A 25,626-nucleotide genomic window follows, 5' to 3' on the forward strand; every position below is an offset into this window, starting at 1 on the left:
TGGCCGCCGATCTACTGGCTTAGCTCAGCGGCGTGTCCAGAAGCCTGACATATTGCTGACCGCTGTGCATATCGCGCTCCACGGCTCCGCCTTGCGGGGTCTTGCGCGGATAGGAGATCTTCACGACGCTCAAGCTGTCGACCGCGAACCGTTTCACGAGCGCGGGATCGACATCGAAGACCTTCGCCACGGCTTCGGTCGAAAGTCCGGAGGAATCCTTGTAGCGCGCGTAGGTCTCCGGCCCGTCAAAGAACAGATCCACGGTCACCCAGAACGGGCCGGCGTTCTTCGAACGCACCTGGTGGCAGACTTCATGCAGCTTGACCATCGCGGACCTCCTTGTCCTGGACGCCGGCGCCGACCCAGCGGATACGGACCAGCTCGAAGGGATCGGCCGTCTGCACGACGTGATTGAGCTTGAACTCGAACACCTGGCCGCGCTCGATTTCGGCGGGCGAGAACGGGAAGGCGTAGCTGGGCAGCTCGATGTCCCGGCGCACGGGGAAATGGAAGAAGTACGGGTTGCAGACCTTGGCGATCTGGGTGGCCAGGGCCTGGGTGGTCGCGGTGGCCACGAACAGCAGGCCGACCTCTAGGGGCGCCGGCGCACCCGGCGGGCGGGCTTGGCCGGAGACGGCGTTCCAGCCATAGGCGCGCAACGAGATGTCGTAGTCTCCGGCCGTCTCCCCCATGGTCCGTCGCACGCGCTCGCGCAGCGCCTCGTCCATGCGCGCCATGAAGCCGTCGAGGTCCGCCATCACCGCTCGGTCCTCGATGCCGACGATCATGATCGTCTGGAAGGGTCCTCCCGCCGCGCCTTCCAGTTTCATCGTGTAGGGCTTGCGTTCCCAGCGCGAGCCGGTGACCCTCACCGTCCTTGCATCCAGGGCCCGGTATTCAGACCGGGTCACGTCCAGCACGCCGCCTGGCTCGACCAGATGGAACGGATCGCTGTTTTCGTAGAGCATGTGGGCCGCGACGGTGCGCGGCTCGCAGCGGTTGTCGGGCGACAGCGGCGCGATGTCGAAACCCTCGGCGTCGACCGAGAATAGAATGCCAGGATTCATCGGATTGACCGTGCACTGTCCGCCGCATTCGGCGACCTTGGCGCCATGCCAGGCCGGTCCCGCCGCCGCGCCCAGCATCAGCGGCACGGCGGCCAGCACGGCGGTGTCGGTGGTGCGTCCTCCCAGCACGATCTCCGCGCCGCCCTGCAAGGCCGAAATGTAAGGCTCGGGCCCCAGCAAGGCGACGATGTGCGAGCAGGTGTCCACTGTCGCCTCATCCAGAGGCCCCAGCGGCGCCAGCGCCCGCACCTGGCCGGCGGCGTTCTTGGCCTTCAGCGTCGCCTTGTCCTGTTCAGAGTAGAGCACCGCGATGCGGGGACGCAGGCCCAGCTCATCGGCGACCTCCTGGACGATCTCCAGCGTCCAGTCGACGGCCTCGTCGCAGCCGGACGTGCCGCACGAGCCGATCAGCAGCGGAACGCCGGCGCGGTCGCGGGCCTCCATCAGGATCGATAGGTCACGCTTGACCGCCGCGCGGCTATACTTGGACTTGCCGGTTCCGAGATAGGCCGGGCCGCTGTCGGTCGAGCCGGCGTCGAGCGCGATGGCGTGGGCGCCGGCCGCGAGGCCCGCCTCGACCTCGTCCGGCCGCACTCCCGCCCCCAGCGCCCCGCAAGGCACCAGCACCTTGACCCCGCCATCGGGGAGTTTGCCGTCGTTCATCGCGAACTCTTTCGGATTGGAGGCGGTCATCAGGCCGCACGCAGGGGGAAGGCGCCGGTGGCCAGAGCGGCGATCAGCAGCAACAGGGACGCGGCGATGGCCCACTTCAACGAGAACCGCTGGGCCGCGCCGACCTCGACCTTCAGGAGGCCGGTGACGAGGTAGATGGCGGCGATCAGGGGGCTGAGGCCGTGGACCGGCTGGCCAATGATCGAGGCGCGGGCGATGGCCTCGGCCGGCACGCCGAACTTGGCGGCGGTCTCGGCGATCACCGGCAGGACGCCGAAATAGAAGGCGTCGTTCGACATGAAGAAAGTCATCGGCATGCTGAGCAGCGCGGTGATCGGCGCCAGATACGGACCCAGCTGCGGCGGGATCGCCGTCAGGGTCGCGTCGGCCATCGCCTTGACCATGCCCGTACCCGACAGGATGCCGGTGAAGGCTCCGGCGGCGAAGATCAGCAGCACGACGCCGAGGACATTCTTGGCGTGGGCGGCGACCCGCGTCCGCTGGACGCCGATGTCGGGGTAATTGACGATCAGGGCGATGGCGAAGGCGCCCATCATCAGAGCCGGCAGCGGCGCCGCGCCGGTGACCAGGCCGCCGACCAGAGCCAGCGTCAAAGCGAGATTGAACCAGATCAGTTTGGGCCGCTTGGCCTCCGCCTCGCCGGTCTCGATCAGCGGCGCGTCGGCGGTCGCGGGTTCAAGCGGATCGAGGGAAAGGCGCCCCAGACGCTTGCGCTCGCCGAGGCCCAGCCACCAGGCCAGGGCCAAGGTCCCGGCCAGTCCGGCGAGGATGGCCGGGATCATCGGCAGGAACACCGCGCTCGGCTCCAGGCGCAGGGCGCTGGCGGCTCGGGCGGTCGGTCCGCCCCAGGGCACCAGGTTGACGATGGTGTTGCTGAGCCCCAGCAGCAGGGCCAGGATCAGCGGGTTCAGCCGCAACCGTCGATACACCGGCAAGAGGGCCGAGATCGTCACCAGGGCCGTGGTGGCGCCGTCGCCGTCCAGCGACACGACCATGGCCAGCAGCGCCGTGCCCACCGTCACTCGCGCGGGATCGTCGCCGACCATCGCCAGCACCCAGCGGACCAGGGGATCGAACAGGCCCGCATCGATCATGATCCCGAAATAGAGGACCGCGAACGCCAGCATCAGGGCCGTGGGCGCCAGCTGGGTGACGCCCTTGACCATCATGCCGCCCAACTGCGGACCGGCGCCGGCCAACAGGCCGAAGACGATCGGCACGATGATCAGGGCCGTAATCGCCGACAGACGATGGGTCATGATCAGCGTCATGAAGCTGATCACCATCAGGAAGCCCAACACCGCCAGCGTCATCACGCCCTCCCCTCGCCGCTCGCCACCTCAGTAGTTCCAGCGCAGCGTGGCGCCGACCGTGCGCGGCGGGGCGAAGATGGCCAGGTTCGCGCCTTGGAAGACGACCTGGTGGGTCTTGTAGAGCTGATCGGTCAGGTTCTTGCCCCACACCGATAGGTTCCAGCGACCGTCCGGGCTGTCATAGACGAGGCGCGCATCGATCAGGGTGCGGGCCTTGCGGGTGGTGATCTCGTTGTTGTCGAGGTCGTCGTAGATCTTGCTCTCGAACGTTCCGTCGATCGCCGCCTCGATCCGCGCGCCCGAGGCCAGCGGCTGAGTGTAGCTGGGGGACAGGGTCAGCTTGTGGCGCGGGCTTCGGGTCATGCGGTTGCCCGAGCGGTCCGCGCCCCGATCGAACAGGCTGAGGAACTTGCCATCGGTATAGGCGTAGCTGGCCGCCATTCGCACATGGTCGCCGAGGCGCGCGTCCAACGACGTCTCCAGTCCGCGAATCCGCGCCTTGCCGGCGTTGGTGGTGATGGTGTCGAAGCCGCGCGTGCTACGCACCTGCAGATCCTGGTAGTCGGTCTGGTAGATGGAGGTGTTCCAGGTCAGACGCCGGTCCAGCCATTGGGTCTTGGCGCCCAGCTCGTATAGCGTCGCGGTCTCGGGATTGAACGGCGTCACCGCCGAGGTCGGAGTCGCGGGCGTGTCCTGGAAACCGCCGCTCTTGAAGCCCGTCGAAATCACCCCGTACAGCATGACGTCGTCGCTCGGTGAGACATCGCCGCCGATCCGCCAGGTCAGTTTGCTCCAGTCGTGACTGGCGTTGACCGTATAGCGGGTCGAGGCGCGCAGCAGGGCCGTGGAGTCCTGGTTGCTGAGCGCATAATCCTTGTCGTCCTTGGAATAGCGCAGGCCGCCGAAGACATTGATCCGGTCGGTCAGCGGCCAGGTGGCGTCGCCGAACACCGCGTAGCTCTTGACGTTGGCGGCCTGGATGAAGCGGTCGCGCGCGGCGTAGGTCGCCGGCGGGGTCGGGCGGGATTTGATGTCGCCGAACAGCGTGTCCACCCGGTCGGTGTCGCCGCTGTAGGCGTAGCCGCCGACCACCCAGCGCAGCTTGGACGACGGGAGGGCCGAGAGCCGGAGCTCATGGCTCTGGAAATGGCTCTTCTCGTCTTGGCCGCCCTTGAAATTCAGGGCGTAAATCGTCGGATTGCCGCCGTCGAAATCCTCGGCGTAGTGGTAGACGAGGTCACGGTACGAACCGATGTAGGTCAGGCTGGCCAACGGCAGGTCCCACGACAGGTTCGCCCGGACGCCCCAGGTATCGCGATCGTTGCGGCCGTTGTTCTCGGCGGAATACCGGTCGCGCTGGCCGTTGATCTTCCAGAGCGCGCTGGCGGGGACGCTGGGATCCAGTTGCACGACGTGCCGGGCGTCGCTGTTCATGCGGTCGCGCGTCCCGTCGATGGCGAAGATTGCCGTGAAGCTGTCCGTAGGCTGAAGGAGAAGCTGCAGGCGACCGCTCTTGGTGTCCTGATCCTCGGCCCGGCCGCCGGCGAAGGCGTTCTTGGTGTAGCCCTCGTGCTGGCGCGAACTGAGACTGAGCCGCACGGCGGCCTTGTCCGAAATCGGCGCATTGACGAAGCCGGCCGCCTCGAAGCGAGAATAGTCGCCCACCGTCACGGCGGCGCCGGCGTGGAAGGCGTCCAGGGTCGGACGCTTGTTGAAGACGCTCACGGCGCCGCCAACGACGTTCTTGCCCAGCAAGGTGCCTTGCGGGCCTTTCAGCACCTCGATCCGCTCGACATCGAACGCGTCGAACGCCACCGCCGACGGGCGGCCGTAATAGACCTCGTCGACGAACACCGACACCGAGGGGTCGCCCGCCGCGCCGCGATCGGATGAACCGATGCCGCGCAGGGTTGGACGTGGCTGGCTGCTCGGGAAGTTGTCGAACGACAGGCCCGGGGTGCGGTTGGCGACATCTTGCACCTGGACGATACGGCCCTGCTCAATCTGCTTGTCGCCGAATACCGAGAGCGTCAGCGGCACGTCCTGCAGGTTCTCCGATCGCTTTTGGGCGGTCACCACCACCTCCTCGATCTGAATCGGGTCGGGCGTTGTCTGAGCCATCACGGCCGATCCCGAGCCAAGCGCCAGGACACAGGCCGATCCCAGCAAGCCAAAGCGAGCACTCATGGTCATTCCCTCCGCGCGCTTTACATTGACAAAATTCATCAATGCGTTTCTTTATTGATGCGCTTGGAAGCATTGAGATCTATGGCGAATGCCTCGTCAATCTGTACGAAATTTGTCCATATGAAAGACGACGCGCTCTTCATGTCCGCCGAGGAGGCGGCCCAGGCTCTAGGCGTCACCCTTACGACGCTCTACGCCTACGTCAGCCGAAAGGGCATCCGCTCGGAAAAGCAGCCTGGCTCGAAAAGCCGCCGCTATTGGCGCGCGGACATCGAGCAGGCCCGCAAGCGGGGTCGTCCCGCCGATCCGTCTGCCGGTCTGATCGGGTCGACCGCCGTAACGCTGATGACGCCGAAGGGTCCGTTCTATCGCGGCGTCTCGGCCATAGAACTGGCGGAAACCGCCACCATCGAGGACGTCGCCGGCCTGCTCTGGAACGCGCCGACCGCTTTCGCGGAGGCGGCGCCCCTACTGCCGTCCAACTATGGCGAGGTTCTCTCCGCGCTGGGCGACCTGCCGCGCATACCGCGCGCCATCGCCCTGTTCAGCCTGCTGGAGCATGCCAATCCCCGCGCCCACGACCTGACCCCGCAAGGCTACGCGCGCACGGGCGCCGAGGCCGTTCGCTGCTTCGCCGCCCTGGTCAGCGGCGGCTCTCCCGACGATCGCGGCCCCATCCACGTGGTGCTGGCGCGCAATCTCGGTCTGCCCGCGAGCTATGCCGACATGATACGCCGATGCCTGGTGCTGGCCGCCGATCACGAGCTGGACCCGACCACCTACGCGGTGCGCGCCGCGGCCAATACCGGCGTCACGCCCTATGGCGCGGCCATGGCGGGCCTCGTGGCCGGACGCGGGCGCCGGCTGCACATGGCCCGCGCCGAGACCGTCTCACGCTTCGTCGAGGAGTTCCTGACTGGCGATCCCAAGGAGGCTGTCCTATCGCGCTTCCGCGTCGGCGAGCCGCTTCCGGGCTTCGGCCGCTATCTCTACGCCGACAAGGATCCGCGGGCGCAAGCGCTGATCGGGTCGCTGGAGCAACATGCGCCCGCGCCCATGATGAAGCGCTTCCGGACGGCGGCCGACATTATCGAGGACCTGACTGGCGCCGCGCCGGATTTCATCGTGCCCACCGTGCTGCTCGGCAAGGCTCTAGGGCTGAAGGGAGAGGAACTGGCGGTCTCGACGGTCGGTCGCATGGTCGGCTGGATCGCTCATGCCTTGGAGCAGTACCAGGACAACGAACTCTTCCGCCCGCGAGCGAGCTACTGCGGACCTCTGCCGTTGATCCCCGAAGCGGTAAGCCCTTCAAGTTCGGATTGACGCCAGTTCTGCGTCAAGCGCGGCCTCTGGGCGCCAAAGCGATTTGCCAATTGCAGCCCGCCAGCGCTCCATACGAACGCCCCCGTCGGGTGATCGGCGTCGACACCCCGATGGGCCGGTGGCGGCGTGACGACCCAGCGGCCTATAAATCCGCGCACGCTCGTGCGATTCTGGTTGCGCCTCCCCTAAACCGTACAGCGGCGTCGCCCTTAGAGAGAAGCGCCGCGACGGCGTCCATTTCCGAGCTCGCGAAGTCGTGGTTGTACGGGCGCCTCTCCGGCGACCTTGCCCCTGCGGAGTCGCCAACGCAGAACGCCCACGATGAGCAGGTGGCCCGGCGCGAGGCCGGCCAGCAGGACCAGCAAGCGCCCTGGCAGGCCGCCCGCGGAGCCGTCATGCAGCGGATGGAGCCAGTTCAGCAGTTGGTCATGCGGATTGGCCTCGCGCGCGTTGGTGATCGCGAGCACGCGACCGCTGTCGGCGGCCACCCAGACGAAGCTGTGGGGGAAGCGGGCGCTGGGATCGCCGTCCGCCCGCATCCGCAACCGATAGGCGCCGTGATCGACGGCGGGGGTCTCGATCCAGACAAGCCTCGCGTCCGGCAAGGCTTGCCGCGCAACCGCGGCGGCGCGATCAACGCTGATCCGGACTTGCGGTCTGAAGGGCCTGGAAGCGCTGATCGCGGGCGAGGCCGAGGCGGCGCCAAGAGCGGGCGTCAGGACCGCGGCGGATTCCTTGGGCATCGCCAGCAAGATCCCCGTCGCCGTCAGCAGAAGCAACAGGCCCACCGAGGCCAGGCCGACGACCTTGTGCGCGTCGTATAGCTTCCGGATCGGAGACGCGTTGCGCTTGACGCGAAGCGCCTTGCCCAGGGCGCCGGAGCGCGGCCACCAGGCCACGAGACCGCTGACCAGCAACAGCAGCATCACGATCCCGGACCAGCCGAGGATCTTGGCTCCGGTCGACTGCAGAAGCAGCCGGTGGTGCAGGTCGTAGATCCAGGTGACGGCGTAGTCGCCCCAGTAGTCCCTACGCAGCACCCGCGCGCCATCCGCCGAGAACCACACCATCATCGGCGCGAAGTCCCGCCCGGCGCGTTCGCGCGGCGCGTAGTAGCGCGCGGGAATGTCCCCGCCCCGGTCCGTAACCTCGAAGCGCCAGGGTCCGGTCTTGTCGGGATAGGTCGCCCGCGCCGTCGCCAGAACGTGCTCCCAGCAGGGGGGCGCGGCGCTGCCCGACAGCTTGATCTCCGGGCGAAGGGCGTCGTCGAGGTCGACATAGAACACCAGGATCGAACCGGTGACGCCGATCAGGGCGAACAGTCCGCCGAGCGACAGACCCAGCCAAAGGTGGATCCGCCGCGCGAGCGCGCGCACCGAGATTGTCGCACGCGCCGCCATGCTCAGTAACGGACGCGCGCCGAGACATAGGCCGCACGCCCCTCGCCCGGGCTATGCAGGGTCTGGGCGCCGTCCCACCAGACATACTCGCGCGCGGCGTCGGTCAGGTTCTTGATCTGGAACCGCAGTTCCAAGCGCGGGCTGACGCGATAGGCCGCGTCGAGATCGACCGACAGGTAGTCGCCAAAGCGGCCATGATCGTTGCTGATCGTCAGCTCGTAGGCGCTCTGGCCCGAGATCGCCGTCGACAGCGTCAGGCGCTGGAAGACCCGGAAATCGACGCCGCCCGAGATCATCCGCTCCGGAACGTGGTCGATCCTGTTGCCGACGAGATTGGGCGTGGCGGGATCCGGGGTCTTGATCCGCGCGCGCTGCCAGGCGGCGGCGCCCCAGATCGCCAGGCGCGAGCCCAGCTTGGCGTCGACCTGCAGATCGACGCCCTCGCGCTTGGTGGCGCCCAGGTTGTCGAAGTCGCCGCCGGGATCGTTCAGCTTGCGCTTCAGCTCGCCGGTCGCCGTCTGCCTCCAGACGGCCAGGCGGGCGGTGAAGGCGTCGGTCGGCGCGTAGCGGACGCCGGCCTCCCAGCCCTCGTTGGTCGAGGGATCGAGATCGGTCGTGCGCGGCGGGATGAGGTAAGCGCCCGAACCGACGCCGATCTGGAAGCTCTTGCCCCAGTTGCCATAGACCGTGACGCCCTCGGCCGGACGCAGGGCCAGGCTGAACTTCGGCTGCTGGATGGCGCCGTAGTCATTTACCGGCGAGCTCTTGCCGTTCATCCGGTTCAGGAAGCGGCCATCGACCCAGTCGATCCGCCAGGCTGGCGTCAGGGTCAGCCAAGGGGTGGGCTCGATCACGCTTTGCACATAGATCCCGCCCACGGTCAGCGAGAACTTCTGGTCGCGGGTCTGGGTCGTCACGACGCGCTCGAGGGTGTTGTAGCGCAGCGAGATATTGTCCTGCCGCTGGACGTCGCCGCCCACCTCGAACACCAGGCGCGACAATGCAGCGATCTGGGGCTCGTAGCGCAAGGCGGTCATCGCGCCCCAGTGGTCCTCGTTGGCGTAGCGGCGCTGCTGGCTGGCGCCGGCCGAGTACTTCACATAGCGGTCGTCGCGCAGGGTGTTCAGGTACAGCGAGTTCGACCACGACAGGGCCGCCGTCGGCGTCCAGTCGAGGTGAAGGCTGTACTGCCCCATGGTCCGCTTGTCGCCGTCGGTCCGGTTGTAGGCGTTGGTGGAGCGCGGCGCGGCGGTCGCCTGGGCCTGGGTCAGATAGCCGGGCTCGTCGGCGTTGCCCTTGTAGTAGCGGGCGATCAGCCCCGCGCGTAGCGCGGCGTTCGGCTGATAGAACCACTTGCCCGCCAGGCTCAGGCGGTCGAGCGCGGCGTGGTCGCGATAGCCGTCGGCCTGACGATAGGCGACGAGATAGTTCTGGCTGACGTCGCCGCGCTCGTAGCCGGCAGAGACCTGGCCGTCATAGGTGGCGTAGGCGCCGGCCAGGACCTTGGCGTCGAGATAGGTCCCGCCGACGCGGGTCAGGATGTTGGCCGAGCCGGCGATGGCGTGCAGGCCGTACCGCGGGTCGCTGGCGCCGCGCACCACCTCGACCCCGGCGATGTCCAGCGGGAAGACCATGTCGAGATACGGCATGTTGCCGTCGTTGCCATTGGACGGCACGCCGTCGATCAGCAGCTTGACCGCGTTGATCTCGCCTTCGCCGTTGAAGCCGCGGAACGAGAATTTGCCGCTGGTGGTCCCCTGGTTGAAGTCGGTGACCAGGACGCCGGGCATCTTGCCGATCAGCTCCCAGGCGTAGTCGACATTGGCGGCCTGGGCGACGTCGCCGCCAAGGCGGTCGACCGAGGTCAGCAGCGACTTGGCCGAGCCGGCGGCGCCGGCGGCGGTGATCAGCACTTCGCCGACGGTGAAGGACACGCCGTCACGCGTGTTGGCGGCGTCCTCGGCGACGGCCGAGGGGGCGGCGGGCGGTGGCGCGGAGGCCGTGGTTTCGGCCAGGGCGGGGGCGGCCAACAGCAGGGCGGCGGTGCTCAGGAGCGTAAGGCGGAAGGACATGGAAGCAAGCCTTGTCGTATTGATCTGCGTCTAGTCTGGACAGGCGCGAGCGCTCGTCTTTGCCCGTGGACAAGTCGATGGCGCAGGCGCGCGGATGGCCTCGGAGGAGGTCGGTCAGATCAGAAAGACAGGCGGTCCCGTGGGGGGCGGAGGCGGCGCGGCGAGACCGCGTCCGGGCGCGATCGTCGGGGACGCTGGGATCGGAAGGACCACATAGCGAACCGTACGGGCCTCGGTGGCGACAAACAGGCCGGGCGGCGGAGCCCCGGCGGCCTGCACGGCGAAGGGACAGGGCGCGTCATGGACGGATTTGCCGCCGTGGTCCTCGCCCCGCCCATGGCCCAGCGCTTCTCCCGGCTGGACGACCTTGGCGCCGTCGCCGGTGCAGAGCACCAGGGCGAAGGGCAAGCCGTTGCGCGGTTGGGCGTCCGGCATGAAGCCGGCGGGGACCATGATCTTGAGCGTGACCGCCAGCATCGCGAGCGCCAGAAGGGCGTCACGCTTCAGCTGTTTGGCGATGGGGCTCCAGAAGGTCACGGCGGCGCTTTAGGGCAAATGCGGCGGCGTGTCTTCAGGGGGTTTGGTCCTTAAGGGCTCGGGCGCTCAGGCCTGGCGGGGACGCGGTCCGACGAGCATGGGGCCATAGGCGACGGCGAAGCCGCCATAGGCCAGGGTCCAGCACAAGGCGGCCAGCATCAGAAGGCCGGCCTGATACTCGGGGATGAAAGCGGCGGTGACACGCAGCAGGGCGGCCAGATTGATCGCGATGAAGATCGCCACGGTGGCCCGGTCGGCGCTCAGCGGCCGGCCGGTGTGGCCTCGGCTGGCGCGGCACATGACCGCCAGGCAGGTGACGCCGATGGCGCCGGCCGACAGAGCGTGGACGCCGGCCGGACGCGGAACCAGCGGCGTCAGGACGCTGGCGCCCAGCAGCAGCAGACCAAGGCCCAACCACGCATAGCTGAGGTGCAGGATCAACAGCAGCGGCTCTGCCGTCGTCCTGTTTCCGCGCCAGCGGGTCAGGCGCGCCAGGTTCACGCCCCCGGCGGCGATCAGCAGCACGCCGGCCACCGCTTGTCCGGGCGCGATCGCCCAGCTCAGGGCCGCGACAGCCGCGCTTATCACGGCGATCTTGTCGAAGGTTCCGAAGGGCGGCGGCAGCTTGGCCTCGCCGCGCTGGCGCAGCCAGTTCTGGGTGAAGCTGGGCGTGATGCGCCCGCCGATCAGGGCCAGCATGGCGGCGGCCGCGGCGAGCGCGATCCGCGTCCCCAGGCCCTGCAGCCCCAGGGCGGCGTCCAGGTGGAAGGCGACGTTGGCGGCCGCCATCAGGGCGGTCAGCAGGCAGATCGGCAGGTTGCGCCAGTTCCTGCCCGACAACACCTCGCGCCAGACGACGGCGGCGAAGACGACGAGGAAGGCGGAATCGATCCAGGCCGCGATCGGGCCGACGAACACCTGGACCAGCATGGCGAGGCGCCCCGCCAGCCACAGCGACCAGAGCGCCGCCAGCTTCGCGCCGATCACCGGCATGCGGCCGGTCCAGTTGGGAATGGCGGTGGTCAGAAAGCCCGCCAGGATCGCGCCGAGCACGCCAAACAGCATCTCGTGGACGTGCCAGTCGAGATGTCCGGCCACCGTCTGACCGCCGAACAGAGACCAGATCCACAACGGCACGGCCAAGGCCGACCAGATCACGCCGGACAGGAAGAACGGCCGAAAGCCGTAACTGAACAGGGCGGGACCGGCATAGGCGCGGCGTTGTTGGGCGGTGCTCATGGCGAGACTCTGGTCAGCGGTCGAGGCTGGGTCGTTGCGCGTCGACAACTCCGCGCAGAGCCGCCTCGAGCGCCTGCAGCAGGGCGTCGCCCATCAGCGGCTTTTCGATCAGCGTCACTCCTCCCAACCGGACGGCGCGGCGCAGATCGGCGGTGGGGTGGGTCGCGGTCATCAGGATCGCGAGGCCGTCCTTGGCCTGCCGAGCGGCTCTAGCCAGCGCGGGTCCGGCGATCGCTGGAGGCGCGTGGCCGATGATCACGGCGTCTGCGCCGCCGGCTTGCAGCCGGTTGGCGAAGCTCTCGGCGTCGCCGAACGGCTCGACGCCGTAGCCCTCCAGGCCCAGCGAGAAGCAGAGCGCCTGGCGAACCGCCGTGTCCTGGTCGAGGACCAGGACACGGGGCGCGCGGACGGGAGGGGCTTGGGACACGATCCTGGTCCTTCTTGACCGCGGGTTAGGCGGCGGCCTTCCAGTTCGGCTCCAGCACGACGTGCGGCGGGCAAGGCGCGACCTCGCCGACGGGCAGGCCGCACAGTTCGTTGGCGAAGCCGTGGTTCACATCGCGGTGGTGGGCCTCGTCGGCGCGGACCACCTCGACCACGTCGCGCAGCGTGGCGCCGGCCGGCAGGTTCCAGTAGTCGAGGGCGATCTGGGGCGCGGCGACATTGGCGCTGCGGCCTTCGTCGATCTCGGCGAGGTAGTGGGTGTAGCTGATCACCGCCTCTTCCTCGAAATAGCCGACCACGCGGTGGGCGGTCTTCGAGGAGATCAGGTAAAGACCGAAGAAGAACAGGTAGAACACCCACTGCGCCGCGACGACGACGAAGCGCTCGAACAGGGTCGGCTTGGCCACCTCGATGAAGGTCATCAGGTGCATGCGCTCATTTTCAGCCTCGTCCATCAGGGTCTTGATCCAGCCCTTGTCGCCTTCCATCCGGCGCAGGCACTTCAGGTGGTTCAGCGTGGCGCCGACCATGCCCGGCACGGCGGCGACGGTCTCCAGGACCACCGCGCGGTGGCCGTAGCGCTTGGCGAAGAAGGTGTCGGCGCAGAAGCGCAGGGCCTTCACGAAGCCGAAGGCGACGACGTCCGAAACGCCCTTGGGCTGGTGGTGAACGTCGAGATCAATGTGCGGAGCGGTCATGGCTTTTCGCCTTTTCATCCTGTGGCGACCCCCTGGCCGCCGATGAGGCGCTTGATACCGCCGCCCGCCTGACCCAGACATTCTGGTCTGATCCTAAGGAGAATCCCTGAGTGGCCGGCGGCGCCCAGGGGAACTAGCGCGGAGCGATGACCATCGACGAGTTCCTGAAGGGCCGTCCGGACCCCATGCGGGAGTGGGGCATGGCCATTGGCATCGCGGTCGGGCTGGTGGTCATCGGCACGGCCACCCGCCTGCTGTTTGAGCCGTTGCTCGGCGATCGCGGCCTCTATCTCTTCTTTTTCCCGGCTGTCGTCGCCGCGGCCGCGTTTCGTGGCCTGTACGGCGGGCTCGTCGCCTGCGCGCTGGGTCTTGTCAGCCTCCTGGCGCTGAGCACTCGCGGCGATGGCCTGGACCTCGGCGACTGGGCCGGCGCGGCCCTTTACGTCGCCGTCTGCGTCGCGATCAGCTTCGGCGGCGAGCGCTTCCGGATCGCCCGGCAGCGCACCGAGGCCGTGACCGAGGACCTCCTGGTGCGCGAGGCGCATCTGGCTTCGATCCTCGACACCGTGCCGGACGCGATGGTGCTGATCGACGACGCCGGCCGCGTGGTCTCGTTCAGCTCGACCGCCGAGCGGCTGTTCGGCTGGACGGCGGCGGAGATCACCGGCCAGAACGTCAGCCGCCTGATGCCCGAGCCCTACCGGTCGGCGCACGACGGCTATCTGAGCCGCTACTATGAGACCGGGGAACGCCGCATCATCGGCCTGGGCCGCGTGGTGATCGGCGAGCGCAAGGACGGATCGACCTTTCCGATGGAGCTGTCGGTCGGCGAAATTCGCGCCCGGCATGGCCGGTTCTTCACCGGCTTCGTCCGCGACCTGACGGAAGCGCAGCGCAGCCAGGCGCGGCTGCAGGAACTGCAGAACGAGCTGGTCCATATCGCGCGCCTGACGTCGATGGGCGAGATGGCCTCGGCCCTGGCCCATGAAATCAACCAGCCGCTTTCGGCGCTGACCAACTATCTGAAGGGCGGGCGACGGCTGCTGGAAGCCTCGGAGATCGACCGCGACCTGCTGGGCGCGGCCCTGGAACGGGCGGGCGAGCAGGCCTTGCGCGCGGGCTCGATCATTCGCCGGCTCCGCGACTTCGTCGCCCGGGGCGAGACCGAAAAGCAGGTCGAGGATCTCAATAGGCTGGTCGAGGAAGCGGTGGCCCTGGCCCTGATCGGGGTGCGCGAGGTGGGCGTCGATGTCCGCCTCGACCAGGGCGCGGGCGGTGAACAGGTGCTGGTCGACCGCGTTCAGGTCCAGCAGGTCATCGTCAACCTGGTCCGCAACGCCGTCGACGCCATGGAAGCCAGTCCGCGCCGGGAATTGACCATCAGCGTCGGCCGGCTGGACGACCAGGCGCTGATGACCGTCTCCGACACGGGCCCGGGGATCGCACCCGAGATCGCCGACAATCTCTTCGCCCCGTTCATGACCACCAAGCGGGACGGCATGGGCGTTGGCCTGTCGATCTCGCGCACCATCATCGAGGCCCATGGCGGCCGGCTATGGGTCGAGCCCACGCCGGGTGGCGGCGCGACATTCAAGTTCACCCTGAAGCTCGTCGAAGGAGACATCGACCTTGAGTGAGGCTGTCGTTCACATCATCGACGACGATGCGGCCATGCGCGATTCCCTGGCCTTTCTGTTGCAGGTGAACCGGATCCCGTATCGCATCTTCGAGTCGGCGGTCGCCTTCCTGGAGGACCTGCCCGAGGACGGCGGCTGCGTGCTCTCCGACGTGCGCATGCCGCAGATGAACGGCATCGAGATGGTCCGTAAGCTGAAGGAGCTGGACTATCGCGCGCCGATCATCGTCATGACCGGGCACGCCGACGTGCCGCTGGCCATCGAGGCGATGAAGGCCGGCGTGTTCGACTTCATCGAAAAGCCGTTCGACGAGGACCTGCTGCTGCAGGCTCTGCGCGCCGCGCTCGAGAAGGGCAAGGCCCAGAGCGAACAGGATGAGGCCCTGGCCACGACGCGCCGGCGCATCGCCGCCCTGTCCCCTCGCGAGCGCGACGTTCTCGAGGGCCTGGTCGACGGCAAGGCCAACAAGATCATCGCCTTCGACCTGGGCATCAGTCCGCGCACGGTCGAGATCTACCGCGCCAACCTGATGACCAAGATGCAGGCCCGCAGCCTGTCCGAACTGGTGCGCATGGCCCTTTCGGTCAGAGGCTAGCCAAAGCGCCGGAAGAGCACGTTGTTCTCCAGGTGCATGTGGTCGCGCAGGTCGGCGTCGATCTCCTGGCAGAGGGCGTAGAGCGCGCGCCAGGTTCCGCAGGCGTTTTCAGGCGGCGTGAAGTCGTTGGTCAGGCGGGCCAGGCCGGTCAGTTGTTCGATGACGTCCTCGTGCTCGGCCTCCATGCGGGAGATCGGAGCGCCCAGGCGGAGCTCGCCGCGCCGCATCATCGGAAACAGGATCATCTCCTCCTTCTGGTGATGCGCCTCCAGGTCGTCGAACATGAAGGCCAGATGCTGGGCGATCCCCGTCGGGCAGTCGGGGCGGTCGCCGTGCACGCTCTCCACCCGCGCCGCCAGGAAGATGGCCTCCGGAAACTGCCGACGGTGGACCTCGTGGTATCGCTCCAGCAGGTGGTCGATCAGCGCCTCGGTCTCGACGGGGGCCAAGGTCGCCGCCGAGCGGTCCAGGGCGTCCAGTTGAGCGATCAGGCCGTCGAGATCGGCCCCCTGCCCCTCGGCGGCCTCCGCGAGCGATGCGTCGCCGCCGCAGCAGTAGTTGATCTTATGGCGGCGGAAGATCGCGGTCGATCCAGGGCGGCCGATGGCGATATCGCGAACGGTCTGGTCGCGAAGGGAACGGGCGGTGGTGATGTCCATGACAGGCTCTCCTCTGCCGCCTGACTAGGTCGGCCCAGGGCGGAGAACGTTGCGCCGCGCCAAGTTCGCGCGAATGTCGACGTCGCGAGACCGGCGTTCCGCGCCTACTTAAGGAAGCGTCGCCATGGCGGCTTGAGGCGGACTTCCAGTTCACGGAAAGGCCGCGCCGCTTGGGTTTTGCGTCGATTTCGGCGGATCCGTCGGATGAGCCGCCACGCCCGGCGCAGGTTGTCCATGCACAAAGATCGGGATGCTCGGAGGTCTACCTGTTCCGTCCATCGGCGCCGTTCGGGCGTCGGAGGATAGGAATATGAAAGCCCTCGCTCTTTTCGCCACCGCCGCGGCCCTGGCCCTGACTGGGACCGCCGCCATTGGCGCCACGCCGGACGCTCCGGCTCCCGCCGTCGCCGACACTGTCCGTCTGGCCACCGACCTGCCGCCGCCGATCGCCCGGCGCGCGCCCGCCACGGTGAAGGTCGACCTGGTCACCCAGGAAGTGGTCGGCAAGCTGGCCGACGGCGCCAGCTTCAAGTTCTGGACCTTCAACGGCAAGGTGCCGGGCCCGATGGTCCGCGTCCGGGTCGGCGACACCGTCGAGGTCTCGTTGAAGAACGCCGCCGACAGCGAGCACATGCACAATGTCGACTTCCACGCCGTGACCGGTCCCGGCGGCGGCGGCGTCGCCACCATGGCCGCGCCGGGGGAAACGCAGACCTTCACCTTCAAGGCGATTGCGCCGGGTCTCTATGTCTATCACTGCGCCACCCCGATGGTGGCCGAGCACATCGCCAACGGCATGTATGGCGCGATCCTGGTCGAGCCCGAGGATGGCCTGCCCAAGGTCGACCACGAGTTCTACGTCATGCAGGGCGAGGTCTATACCGACGAGGCCATGGGCTCGAAGGGTCTGCTGAACGAGAGCATCGAGAAGCTCCTGAACGAGCAGCCGGAGTTCTACATCTTCAACGGCGGCTTCAAGGCGCTGACGGGCGACAAGGCCCTGCACGCCAAGGTCGGCGATACGGTCCGTATCTTCTTCGGCGTCGGCGGCCCCAACAAGACCTCCAGCTTCCACGTGATCGGCGAGATCTTCGACCACGTCTATCCGTACGGCTCGCTGACCAGCACCCCGATCAAGGACGTGCAGACGGTCACGGTCGCTCCCGGCGGCGCGACGGTCGTTGATTTCAAGCTGGAAGTCCCCGGCAACTACATCCTGGTCGATCACGCCCTGAGCCGCCTGGAACGCGGCGGCGCGGGCATCCTGACCGTCGAGGGCCCCGCCAATCCCGAGGTCTTCAACGCCCCGCCGAACCCGCACAAGGGCGGCGGCCACTAAGGCGATGTCCCCAGGGGCGGCGAGCGTTCGCCGCCCCTTTTTCTTCTCTGACAGACAGTAGATTGATCCATGAGACAGCATGTCCTGCTGGCGCTCGCGGGCGTGAGCGCGTTAGCCTTCGCCACCTCCGCCCGCGCCGCCGAAGCGCCCGGCCAACTCCTGCTGGAGGCGCGCACGCGCTATGAGCTCTATGACCCGGACGGTCCGGACGCCGAGGCCGTCACCACGCGCCTTCGCCTCGGCTGGCGACAGCCGCTGGCCAAGAGTCTCACCGCCCTGATCGAGATGGAGGCGGTCGGCGCCCTGGTCGACGACTATGCCGACGGGGTCCACGCCAAGCCTGGCAGGGCGACCATAACCGACCCCGAGACCGTCGAGTTGAACCGGGCCGCTCTGGAATGGCGGCCGACCGCCGCCCTGGGCGTCGATGTCGGCCGGCAGCGCATCATCCTCGGCAACGCCCGGTTCGTCGGTAACAGCGGCTGGCGCCAGAACGAGCAGACCTTCGACGCCGTCAAGCTGACGGCCAAGCCCGCGAAGACGGTCACCCTGACCTACGCCTATGCCGACCGCGTGCGCCGGCCGCTGGGCCGCAAGTCGTCGCAAGGCGTCTGGCGCGGCGACGTCCACATGCTGCAGGCGGAGGCCGATCTCGGCGCGATCGGCAAGGGAACGGCCTACGCCCTCCTGCTGGATCTCGACAACGCCCCGACCCAGTCCTCGAAGACCTTCGGCGCCCGGCTGGCCGGCGCTCACGTCCTGCGGCCGGGCCTCAGCGGGACCTGGGAGCTGGAGCACGCCCACCAGGTCGACTGGAAGAGCAACCCGCGGAACTTCTCGCTGGACTATGACGCCGCGTCCCTGGGCCTGAAGACCGCCAGGTCGGCGATCTCGGCGAACCTGGAGCGGCTGCAGGGCGATGGCGTCAACGCCTTCCAGACGCCGCTGGCGTCGCTGCACGGCTTCCAGGGTCTGTCGGACGTGATCGGCGCCACACCGGCCAAGGGCGTGCGCGACGTCTTCCTGCGCGGAACGACGACGATCGGCGTCAAGCAGCCGCTGAAGCTGACCGGCGAAGCCCACGACTTCGACACCACCGTCGGGTCCCAGAACCTGGGGCGGGAGGTCGACGCAGTGGTGTCGACGCCGCTCGCCAAGGGGTGGACGTTCGAGCTGGGCGTGGCGCGGTTCGAGACGCAAAGCCCGACCTATCCCGACGCGACGCGGGCGTGGGCCAGCCTCGACTTCAAGCTCTGACTTCACGAAAGCTAGGAAAGAGGAAGGGCCCGCGAAGGCGGGCCCTTTTTCGTGGGCTCTAGCCGCACTTGGAGTAGCCGCAGTCGGTGCAGGTGTCGCAACCTTCCTTGCGGATGAGGGCGGGGCTGGCGCAGCGCGGACAGACGGCGGGACGCGGCGCATCGACCTGGGGTTCGACGGCCTCGGCGACCCTCGGCGCGGGCGCCGCGAGGTCCTGGCGCAGGTGCCGCTCGACGACGCCGCCGATCGCCGCCGGCAACGAGGGCACATAGCGGCCCGAGAGCCAGGCGCCGCCCTGCGGGTCGAACACCGCCTTGAGTTCCTCGGCCACGAAGCCGACATCGCCCCCGCGCCGGAACACCGCCGATATCATCCGAGTCAGGGCCAGGGTCCAGGCGTAGTGCTCCATGTTCTTGGAGTTGACGAAGATCTCGAACGGCCGCCGCTGGCCGTCGATCTCGGCGTCGTTGACGGTGACGTAGACGGCGTGGGCGCTGTGCGGCCATTTGATCTTGTAGGTCATGCCGCTCAGAGCCTCCTCGCGGGCGATCAGCGGCGTGTCATTGTGGGAGCCTCCAGGGGCCGGCGGCTGTTCGGTTGGCGGCGCATCCACCGACAGGACGGAGCCGGTGACGGCGTTGGGCCGATAGGTCGTCAGGCCCTTGCACCCCATCCGCCAGCCTTCGAGATAGACGTCGCAGAAGGCGTCGAAGGCGATGTCGGCCGGGCAGTTGACGGTCTTGGAGATCGAGCTGTCGATCATCGACTGGGCCGCGGCCTGCATGACCAGATGCTCGCGCGGCGTCAGGGTCTGGGCCGATACAAAGACGTCCGCCGGGGGCTCGGCCTCGCCATGCAGCCGCTTCCACACCGTCAGGGCGTAGTCCTCAACGGCCTCCTGTCGGGTCGAGCCGTCGGGCTGGCGGACCTTGCGGTTATAGGCGTAGGCGAAGACCGGCTCGACGCCGGACGAGACGTTGCCCGCCACCAGCGAGGTCGTGCCCGTCGGCGCGATCGAGGTCAGGCAGCCATTGCGCAGGCCGTGCTTGGCGATCAGCGCGCGGGTCTCCTCATCAAGCTCCAGCAGGTTCGGCCGATCCAACACACAGGGGTCCCAGAGCGGATAGGGCCCCTTTTCGGCGGCCAAGGCGGCGGAGGCGCGGTAGGCCTCGCGCTTGATGATCCCCAGCCAGCGCCTGGTCGTCTCGGCCGCCTCTTCGGAGCCATAGCGTTGGCCGCAGAAGATCAGGGCGTCGGCGAGACCCGTGACGCCCAAACCTAGACGCCGCTTGGCGCGCGCCTCTTCCGCCTGGGCCTCCAACGGGAAACGCGAGACGTCGATCACGTCATCCAGGAATCGGATCGCGACGTGAGTCAGCTCGGCCAGCTTCTCCTCGTCGAGGGCGGCGTCTTCCGTGAAGGGCGTCGCCACCAGACGGGCCAGGTTGATCGAGCCCAGCAGGCAGGCCCCATAGGGCGGCAACATCTGTTCGCCGCAGGGATTGGAGGCGCTGATCGTCTCGCAATCGGCAAGGTTGTTCCGGGCGTTGACCCGGTCGACGAAGATCACGCCTGGCTCGGCATAGGCGTAGGTCGCCGTCATCAGCCGCCGCCACAGGTCGCTGGCCCGAACCGTCCTGAACACCTCGCCGCCGAACACCAGCGGCCAGTCCGCGTCGGCCGCCAGGGCCTCCAGGAACGCGTCGGTGACTAGGACCGAAAGGTTGAAGTTGCGCAGGCGGGTCGGCTCGCGCTTGGCGTCGATGAAGGCCTCGATGTCGGGATGGTCGATGCGCAGGCAGCCCATCATGGCGCCGCGCCGCTGGCCGGCCGAAAGGATCGTGCGGCACATCGAGTCCCAGACGTCCATGAAGCTCAAAGGACCCGAGGCGTCGGCGCCGACGCCGCGCACCGGCGCGCCGGACGGGCGGATGGTCGAGAAGTCCATGCCGACGCCGCCGCCCTGCTGCAGGGTGACCGCCGCCTCGCGCAGATGCTCGAAGATGCCGGGCAGGTCGTCGGGCAAGGTTCCCATGACGAAGCAGTTGAACAGGGTGACCGCCCTCCCTGTCCCGGCCCCGGCGAAGATGCGGCCGGCCGGCATGAACTGGAAGTCGCCCAGCGCGTCGAGGAACTTCTCCCGCCAAGCCTCGCGCGCCTCGACGGGCTCGGCCTCGGCGATGGCCTCGGCCACGCGGCGCCAGCTGTCTTCGACGGAGGCGTCGCCGCCGCCGGCGTCCGGCGCGAAGCGATATTTCGCGGCCCATATCTCCGCGGCCAGGGGAATGTCGAAGGCCATCATCCGGCTCCTGTTCCAAAGACCAGGAGGCTGGCGGATTCGCGCCGACACGGAATTGTCGATCGACAAGGTGAGGATCACGATGATCCGTGCGGAATTCGCATTCGCTTGCTCTGGAGCAAGGTCTCTGGGCCTCGGTCGGTCTATCGGTGACGACGAGCGGGCGGTTCGCCCGTCCCCAGACAAAGGTGAGTGAAGATGTTGAAGTCCGTTCTCGTCGCCGGGGCCATGATCGGCGCGGTGGCGATCGCCGGAACCGCAGGCGCGGCCGAACTGCAGGTCAAGATGCTGAATCAAGGCTCGCAGGGCGCAATGGTGTTCGAGCCGGCGAACGCCAAGCTGAAGGTGGGCGACACCATTCGCTTCATCCCGACCGACCCTGGCCATAATGTCGAGACGATCCCCGGCATGTGGCCCCCCGGCGTCGCGCCGGTGAAGGGCTTGATCGGCAAGGAAGTCGTGGTGAAGGTCGCCAAGTCGGGCGTCTATGGCTTCAAGTGCATGCCGCACTGGGCGATGGGCATGACCTTCGTAGCCAAGGTTGGCGACGGCAAGCCGAACGCCGCCCAGGCCGAAGCCGCCATCGCCACCGCGCCGTCCATGGCCAAGAAGCGCCTGACGGCCGACTTCGCCGCCATCAAGTGAGCACGCCAAGGCGCCGCCGCTCTCGGAGCGGCGGCGCTTTGTCTTACGTCGATTGAAAAGGTCAGCCCGCCTCGGCCAGGTTCGTCAGCACGTCCAGGCGGCGAACGATGATGCGGCGGCGCGCGCTGGCGGTGACGCCGCGCTCGTCCCAGGCCGCCAGCGTCCGGCTGACCGTGTGCAGGGTGGAGCCGGCCATCTCGGCCAGCTCCTGGCGGGTGATCGGAAAGTCGATCTCGATCCCTCCGTCCGTCTTGCGGCCGGCCTGCTGAACCAGGCGCAGGAGGGTGCGGGCGATGCGTTGCTCGACCTTCTCGCCGGCCATCTCGCCGACCCGGTCCTGCAGTTCGAACAGGCGATGCCCGGCCGAGGCGGCCGAGCCCATGGCGATCTCGGGATAGCGCGCCATCAGCTGACGCATGGCCGCGACGGTCCAGTAGATCTCGAGGCTGTCGACCACCGCCACCGCGTCGGCCGGGAACGGCTTACCCATCAGCGCCGCGACGGTGCCGTACATCTCGCCCGGCCCGATGAAGCGGATCACCGACTGGCTGCCCTCGGGGCGCGCCTGGACAATCTTGACCCGGCCTTCCAGCAGCGTGTGGCAGGTCGAGCCGGGATCGCCCTGGCTGAAGACGACGCGCCCGGCGACCAGCGGCCGAACGGTTCCGGCCTCGAGCACGTCGGCGGCCGCGATCTCGTCCAGATGGCCGAACATGTCGGCGCCGCGAAGACTATGGGGAGGGATGGTGGCGACCATGAGAGACGTGTGGCTTTGGGTGAAAGGCTGACGTCACCCCTAAGCTCGGCCGGGCTCCAGCTTAATCCCGGAATTCTACCTAGGGCGATTTCCCGAATAACGGCGGGACCGGCGCGGTTGCTAAGGCTCAGGTCGACACAAGCCTCAGCCGCCGGGCCGCCCATGACCCTCGCCTTCGCCAAGTTCGATCCGCCGCCCGCCCAGACGCTGGTCCCCGCCGGGGTCAGCCTTCGCAGGGCCCCGGGCGAGGAAATCTTCGCGCAGGGCGAAGCGGTCGACACCGTCTACCAGCTGCTGTCCGGCGCGGTGCGGACCTACCGCCTGCTGGGGGACGGCCGTCGTCACGTCTGCGACTTCCACGTTCCCGGCGACGTCCTGGGGCTGGAGGCCGGCGGCGAACATGCCTGCTCCGCCGAGGGCATGACCGACGTGATCCTGCTGGCCATTCCGGTCGCCACGCTGCGCCGCCTGTCGGCCCATGATCCCTTGCTGGGCCAGCGCCTGCTGTCGGTCGCGTCTAGCGGACTGCAACGCAGCCAGAACCACGCGGCCATGCTAGCGCGACTGGGCGCCGTCGAACGCGTCGCCGCCTTCCTGATCGACTTCGCCCAGCGCTTCGACGCGGACGACGAGTTCGACCTGCCGATGACCCGCCAGGACATCGCCGACTATCTGGGCCTGACCATCCACACCGTTTCCCGCACGCTGTCGCAGCTCCAGGACCAGGGGCTGATCGACGCGCGCGCCTCCCGCCGCGTGCGTCTGCGCCGGCAGGACGAGCTTCTAGGACTTTGCGCATGACCTCTTCGGTCCTGACCCCGGCACAGCGCCAGCACGCCGAACGGAACCTCCCCCGCTACACCAGCTATCCGACCGCCCTGGCCTTCGATGAGGCGCAGGCGTCTCAAGCCCGAGACTGGTTCGCCCTCACCCGCGCCCAGGATCGGCTGTCGGTCTATGTCCACGTGCCGTTCTGCCGGCGCCTGTGCTGGTACTGCGGTTGCCATACCTCGATCGCCCATACCTACGAGCGGGTCGGGACCTTCTTCGAGACCCTGATGCGCGAGGTCGACCTGGTCGCCGCGCGCCTTGGCGAGCACGATGGTCTGGCGCACCTGCACTTCGGCGGCGGCAGCCCGAATGCGCTCAGCCCCGAGGACTTCGCCGCCCTGGTCACGCGGCTGAAGACCGTCTTCCGCCCGCGCCCGGGCGCTGAGATCGCCGCTGAACTGGATCCGGGCATGCTGTCCGAGGCCTTTGTCGACGCGGCCGGCGCCGTGGGCGTCAACCGGGTCAGCCTGGGCGTCCAGACCTTCGATCCGACCGTGCAGGCTCTGGTCAATCGCATCCAGCCCTACGACCACGTCGCCCGCGCGACCGAGCGGCTGCGCGCCGTCGGCGTCAAAGGCCTGAACTTCGACCTGATGTACGGCCTGCCCGGCCAGACCCCGGAGAACGTCCACGAATCCGCCCGTCTGGCGGTTCAACTTCGGCCCGATCGCGTGGCCGTGTTCGGCTATGCCCACGTGCCGTGGATGAAGAAGCACCAGACCATGATCCGCGAGGCCGATCTCGCCGACCTGGATGGTCGCTGGGCCCAGGCCGAGGCCGCGGACGCGGCGCTCACTGAGGCTGGCTATGTCCGCATCGGCCTCGACCACTACGCCTTGCCGGACGACGCCTTGACCCGCGCAGCGGTCGAGGGCCGGCTGCGGCGGAACTTCCAAGGGTACACGGACGATCCCGCGCCGGTGCTCGTTCCCATTGGTCCCTCATCGATCGGTCAGTTTCGCGAGGGCTTTGTGCAAAACCTAGTCCCGACCGACCAATGGTCGACCGCGATCGCCTACGGCCAGCTTCCGCTGCACCGGGCGCTGATCGTGGACGCCGAAGACCGATTGAGGGCCTCCGTGATCGAGCGGCTGATGTGCGACATGGCGGTCGATGTCGCCGCCGTCTGCCGCGACCAAGGATTCGCCGAGGATCACCTGGCCGCCGAGCTGTCAGCCACCGACGCCCTGCAACTGGCCGGCCTCTGCGCCCGCGACGGCGCCGTGGTCTCGATCCCCGAGCCCGCGCGCCGCCTGATGCGTGTGGTCGCCGCCGCCTTCGACGCGCGGCTGCCTGCGGCCGCCACGCGCCACGCCAAGGCGGTCTGATCCGGCGAGGTTGCTCCCGAGCAACGTCCGCGGGCCTTCCGGTCGTCATCGTGATCCCAAACGCCGAATGGGACGGTCCCGACCGGCGAGGGGAAGCGAGATGAACACCCGAAGACTATGGTTCGTCCTCGCCCTGGTGATGGCGGTGTCCTTCACCGTCTTGGGGCTGATGGGACGCGAAATCCACCGGCAGGCGCCGCCGATACCGACCCGCGTGGTCGATGCGTCGGGGCAGGTTCTGCTCACCAAGGCCGACATCGAGACGGGCCAGTTAGCCTGGCAGTCGATGGGCGGCCAGCAGGTCGGCTCGATCTGGGGCCATGGCGGCTATGTCGCGCCGGACTGGTCGGCCGACCAGGTCCACCGCGAGGCCACGGCCCTGCTCGACATCTGGGCCCAGCGCGACTTCAAGACGTCTTATGACGCCCTGTCGGCCGAGCGTCAGGCGGCTCTGCGCGCGCGTCTGAAGAACGAGGTTCGGACCAACACCTACGACGCCAAGACCGGCGTTGTGACGGTCAGCGCCGATCGCGCCCAGGCCATGCGCCAGGTTCGCGATCACTACGAGACGCTGCTGGGATCGGATCCTGCGCTGGAAAAGCTGCGCGAGCAGTACGCCATCGCCAATGGCGCGGTGAAGGATCCAGCGCGCCGGACCGCCATCGCCGCCTTCTATTGGTGGACCGGTTGGGCGGCCAGCACGAACCGTCCCGGCGACGTGATCACCTACACCGCCAACTGGCCGCATGAGGCCCTGATCGGCAACACGCCCACCGCCCCCACCATCGTCTGGTCGGTGGCCAGCATCATCCTGCTGATCTTCGCCGTCGGCGCCCTGGCCTTCTGGCACGCCCGCACCAAGACCGAGGACCATCTGGTCGCGCCGGACAAGGACCCGCTGGCGGCGATGAAGCCGACGCCCTCGATGAAGGCGACCGGCAAGTACTTCCTGACCGTGATCGGCCTCTTCCTGCTGCAAGTGGGCCTGGGCGCGGTCACCGCCCACTATTCGGTCGAGGGCCACGCCTTCTTCGGCGTGCCGATCTCCGACATCATTCCCTATGCGGTCACCCGCACCTGGCACACCCAGCTGGCCGTCTTCTGGATCGCCACCGCCTGGCTGGCCACCGGCCTCTATGTCGCGCCGATGATCTCGGGCCACGAGCCCAAGGGTCAGAAGCTGGGCGTCGACTTGCTGTGGGTCGCCCTGGTCGTCGTCGTTCTCGGCTCGATGGCCGGCGAGTGGCTGGGCGTGCAGCAGGTCTTCGACCTGAACGCCAACTGGTGGTTCGGCCACCAGGGCTGG

At 68.1% G+C, this 25,626-nt stretch carries 21 protein-coding genes and 1 pseudogene; 9 read left to right on the plus strand and 13 right to left on the minus strand.

The annotated features are described in order from the left end of the window. Positions 1-19: 19 nt before the first annotated feature. From Q0379_RS03830 to Q0379_RS03845, 4 genes are read right to left on the minus strand one after another with little or no spacing between them, the layout of a single operon-like run. Positions 20-328, minus strand: coding sequence for a DUF4387 domain-containing protein (locus Q0379_RS03830; protein ID WP_299004434.1), 309 nt, complete (start codon positions 326-328; stop codon positions 20-22). After that, positions 312-1,730, minus strand: coding sequence for an acyclic terpene utilization AtuA family protein (locus Q0379_RS03835; RefSeq protein WP_299004437.1), 1,419 nt, complete (start codon positions 1,728-1,730; stop codon positions 312-314). Before Q0379_RS03835 ends, Q0379_RS03830 begins: the two co-directional genes overlap by 17 nt. Positions 1,731-1,759: 29 nt before the next feature. Next, positions 1,760-3,073 (minus strand): citrate:proton symporter, encoded by a 1,314-nt coding sequence (locus Q0379_RS03840; RefSeq protein ID WP_299004439.1) that lies wholly within the window; start codon positions 3,071-3,073, stop codon positions 1,760-1,762. A gap of 27 nt (positions 3,074-3,100) precedes the next feature. Beyond that, entirely contained in the window at positions 3,101-5,260 is a 2,160-nt protein-coding gene (locus Q0379_RS03845) for a TonB-dependent receptor (RefSeq protein WP_299004442.1), read from the minus strand. A 120-nt stretch (positions 5,261-5,380) separates the two neighbouring features. Here Q0379_RS03845 and Q0379_RS03850 point away from each other — a divergent pair, with 120 nt between their 5' ends. Further along, a complete protein-coding gene (locus Q0379_RS03850; protein ID WP_299004445.1) occupies positions 5,381-6,583 on the plus strand; it encodes a citrate synthase family protein in 1,203 nt (400 codons plus the stop codon). Positions 6,584-6,792: 209 nt separating this feature from the next. Here Q0379_RS03850 and Q0379_RS03855 read toward each other — a convergent pair whose 3' ends face one another. From Q0379_RS03855 to Q0379_RS03880, 6 genes are all read right to left on the minus strand, one after another. Beyond that, the gene (locus tag Q0379_RS03855) at positions 6,793-7,959 is read right to left on the minus strand and encodes a PepSY domain-containing protein (RefSeq protein ID WP_299004448.1); all 1,167 of its coding nucleotides are present in this window, start codon (positions 7,957-7,959) and stop codon (positions 6,793-6,795) included. Between the two features lie 26 nt (positions 7,960-7,985). Then, on the minus strand, positions 7,986-10,055 hold the full coding sequence (locus tag Q0379_RS03860; protein ID WP_299004451.1) for a TonB-dependent receptor: 2,070 nt from the start codon (positions 10,053-10,055) through the stop codon (positions 7,986-7,988). Positions 10,056-10,169: 114 nt separating this feature from the next. Next, positions 10,170-10,592: a DUF2946 family protein gene (locus Q0379_RS03865; RefSeq protein ID WP_299004452.1), complete on the minus strand. Its 423-nt coding sequence runs from the start codon at positions 10,590-10,592 to the stop codon at positions 10,170-10,172. A 66-nt stretch (positions 10,593-10,658) separates the two neighbouring features. Then, positions 10,659-11,831: an NnrS family protein gene (locus Q0379_RS03870; protein ID WP_299004454.1), complete on the minus strand. Its 1,173-nt coding sequence runs from the start codon at positions 11,829-11,831 to the stop codon at positions 10,659-10,661. 13 nt (positions 11,832-11,844) lie between these two features. After that, positions 11,845-12,258 (minus strand): response regulator, encoded by a 414-nt coding sequence (locus tag Q0379_RS03875; RefSeq protein ID WP_299004456.1) that lies wholly within the window; start codon positions 12,256-12,258, stop codon positions 11,845-11,847. A gap of 25 nt (positions 12,259-12,283) precedes the next feature. Further along, positions 12,284-12,973 (minus strand): alternative oxidase, encoded by a 690-nt coding sequence (locus Q0379_RS03880; RefSeq protein WP_299004458.1) that lies wholly within the window; start codon positions 12,971-12,973, stop codon positions 12,284-12,286. Positions 12,974-13,119: 146 nt separating this feature from the next. On the opposite strand from Q0379_RS03880, the gene Q0379_RS03885 reads away from it, so the two are divergent. Beyond that, complete coding sequence (locus Q0379_RS03885; protein ID WP_299004461.1) at positions 13,120-14,610, plus strand: PAS domain-containing sensor histidine kinase; 1,491 nt, start codon at positions 13,120-13,122, stop codon at positions 14,608-14,610. Then, positions 14,603-15,205, plus strand: coding sequence for a response regulator FixJ (fixJ, locus tag Q0379_RS03890; protein WP_299004465.1), 603 nt, complete (start codon positions 14,603-14,605; stop codon positions 15,203-15,205). The genes Q0379_RS03885 and fixJ overlap by 8 nt, the downstream gene beginning before the upstream one ends. Here the strand turns inward: fixJ and ric are convergent. Beyond that, positions 15,202-15,864, minus strand: coding sequence for an iron-sulfur cluster repair di-iron protein (gene ric, locus Q0379_RS03895; protein WP_299004468.1), 663 nt, complete (start codon positions 15,862-15,864; stop codon positions 15,202-15,204). The two genes, fixJ and ric, sit on opposite strands and share 4 nt — an antisense overlap. Positions 15,865-16,174: 310 nt before the next feature. On the opposite strand from ric, the gene nirK reads away from it, so the two are divergent. Together nirK and Q0379_RS03905 are read left to right on the plus strand one after the other, a co-directional pair. Continuing rightward, entirely contained in the window at positions 16,175-17,203 is a 1,029-nt protein-coding gene (nirK, locus tag Q0379_RS03900; RefSeq protein ID WP_299004471.1) for a copper-containing nitrite reductase, read from the plus strand. A 69-nt stretch (positions 17,204-17,272) separates the two neighbouring features. Further along, positions 17,273-18,460 carry a hypothetical protein gene (locus Q0379_RS03905; protein WP_299004474.1) on the plus strand — a complete coding sequence of 396 codons (1,188 nt, stop codon included), beginning with the start codon at positions 17,273-17,275 and terminating at the stop codon, positions 18,458-18,460. Positions 18,461-18,518: 58 nt separating this feature from the next. Here Q0379_RS03905 and Q0379_RS03910 read toward each other — a convergent pair whose 3' ends face one another. Beyond that, a complete protein-coding gene (locus tag Q0379_RS03910; RefSeq protein ID WP_299004477.1) occupies positions 18,519-20,759 on the minus strand; it encodes an adenosylcobalamin-dependent ribonucleoside-diphosphate reductase in 2,241 nt (746 codons plus the stop codon). A 198-nt stretch (positions 20,760-20,957) separates the two neighbouring features. On the opposite strand from Q0379_RS03910, the gene Q0379_RS03915 reads away from it, so the two are divergent. Continuing rightward, on the plus strand, positions 20,958-21,404 hold the full coding sequence (locus Q0379_RS03915; protein ID WP_299004480.1) for a pseudoazurin: 447 nt from the start codon (positions 20,958-20,960) through the stop codon (positions 21,402-21,404). 61 nt (positions 21,405-21,465) lie between these two features. Here Q0379_RS03915 and Q0379_RS03920 read toward each other — a convergent pair whose 3' ends face one another. Then, positions 21,466-22,119 (minus strand): Crp/Fnr family transcriptional regulator, encoded by a 654-nt coding sequence (locus Q0379_RS03920; RefSeq protein ID WP_299004483.1) that lies wholly within the window; start codon positions 22,117-22,119, stop codon positions 21,466-21,468. A 204-nt stretch (positions 22,120-22,323) separates the two neighbouring features. Between Q0379_RS03920 and Q0379_RS03925 the strand changes: the two genes are divergently transcribed. From Q0379_RS03925 to Q0379_RS03935, 3 genes and pseudogenes are all read left to right on the plus strand, one after another. Continuing rightward, a complete protein-coding gene (locus tag Q0379_RS03925) occupies positions 22,324-22,962 on the plus strand; it encodes a helix-turn-helix domain-containing protein (protein ID WP_299004486.1) in 639 nt (212 codons plus the stop codon). Beyond that, positions 22,959-24,320, plus strand: coding sequence for an oxygen-independent coproporphyrinogen III oxidase (hemN, locus tag Q0379_RS03930; RefSeq protein WP_299004489.1), 1,362 nt, complete (start codon positions 22,959-22,961; stop codon positions 24,318-24,320). Before Q0379_RS03925 ends, hemN begins: the two co-directional genes overlap by 4 nt. 100 nt (positions 24,321-24,420) lie before the next feature. Beyond that, a pseudogene (locus tag Q0379_RS03935) lies at positions 24,421-25,626 on the plus strand (cbb3-type cytochrome c oxidase subunit I); the annotation flags it as partial.

Origin of the sequence: uncultured Caulobacter sp., assembly GCF_937900395.1 — a bacterium.
Lineage (GTDB): Bacteria > Pseudomonadota > Alphaproteobacteria > Caulobacterales > Caulobacteraceae > Caulobacter.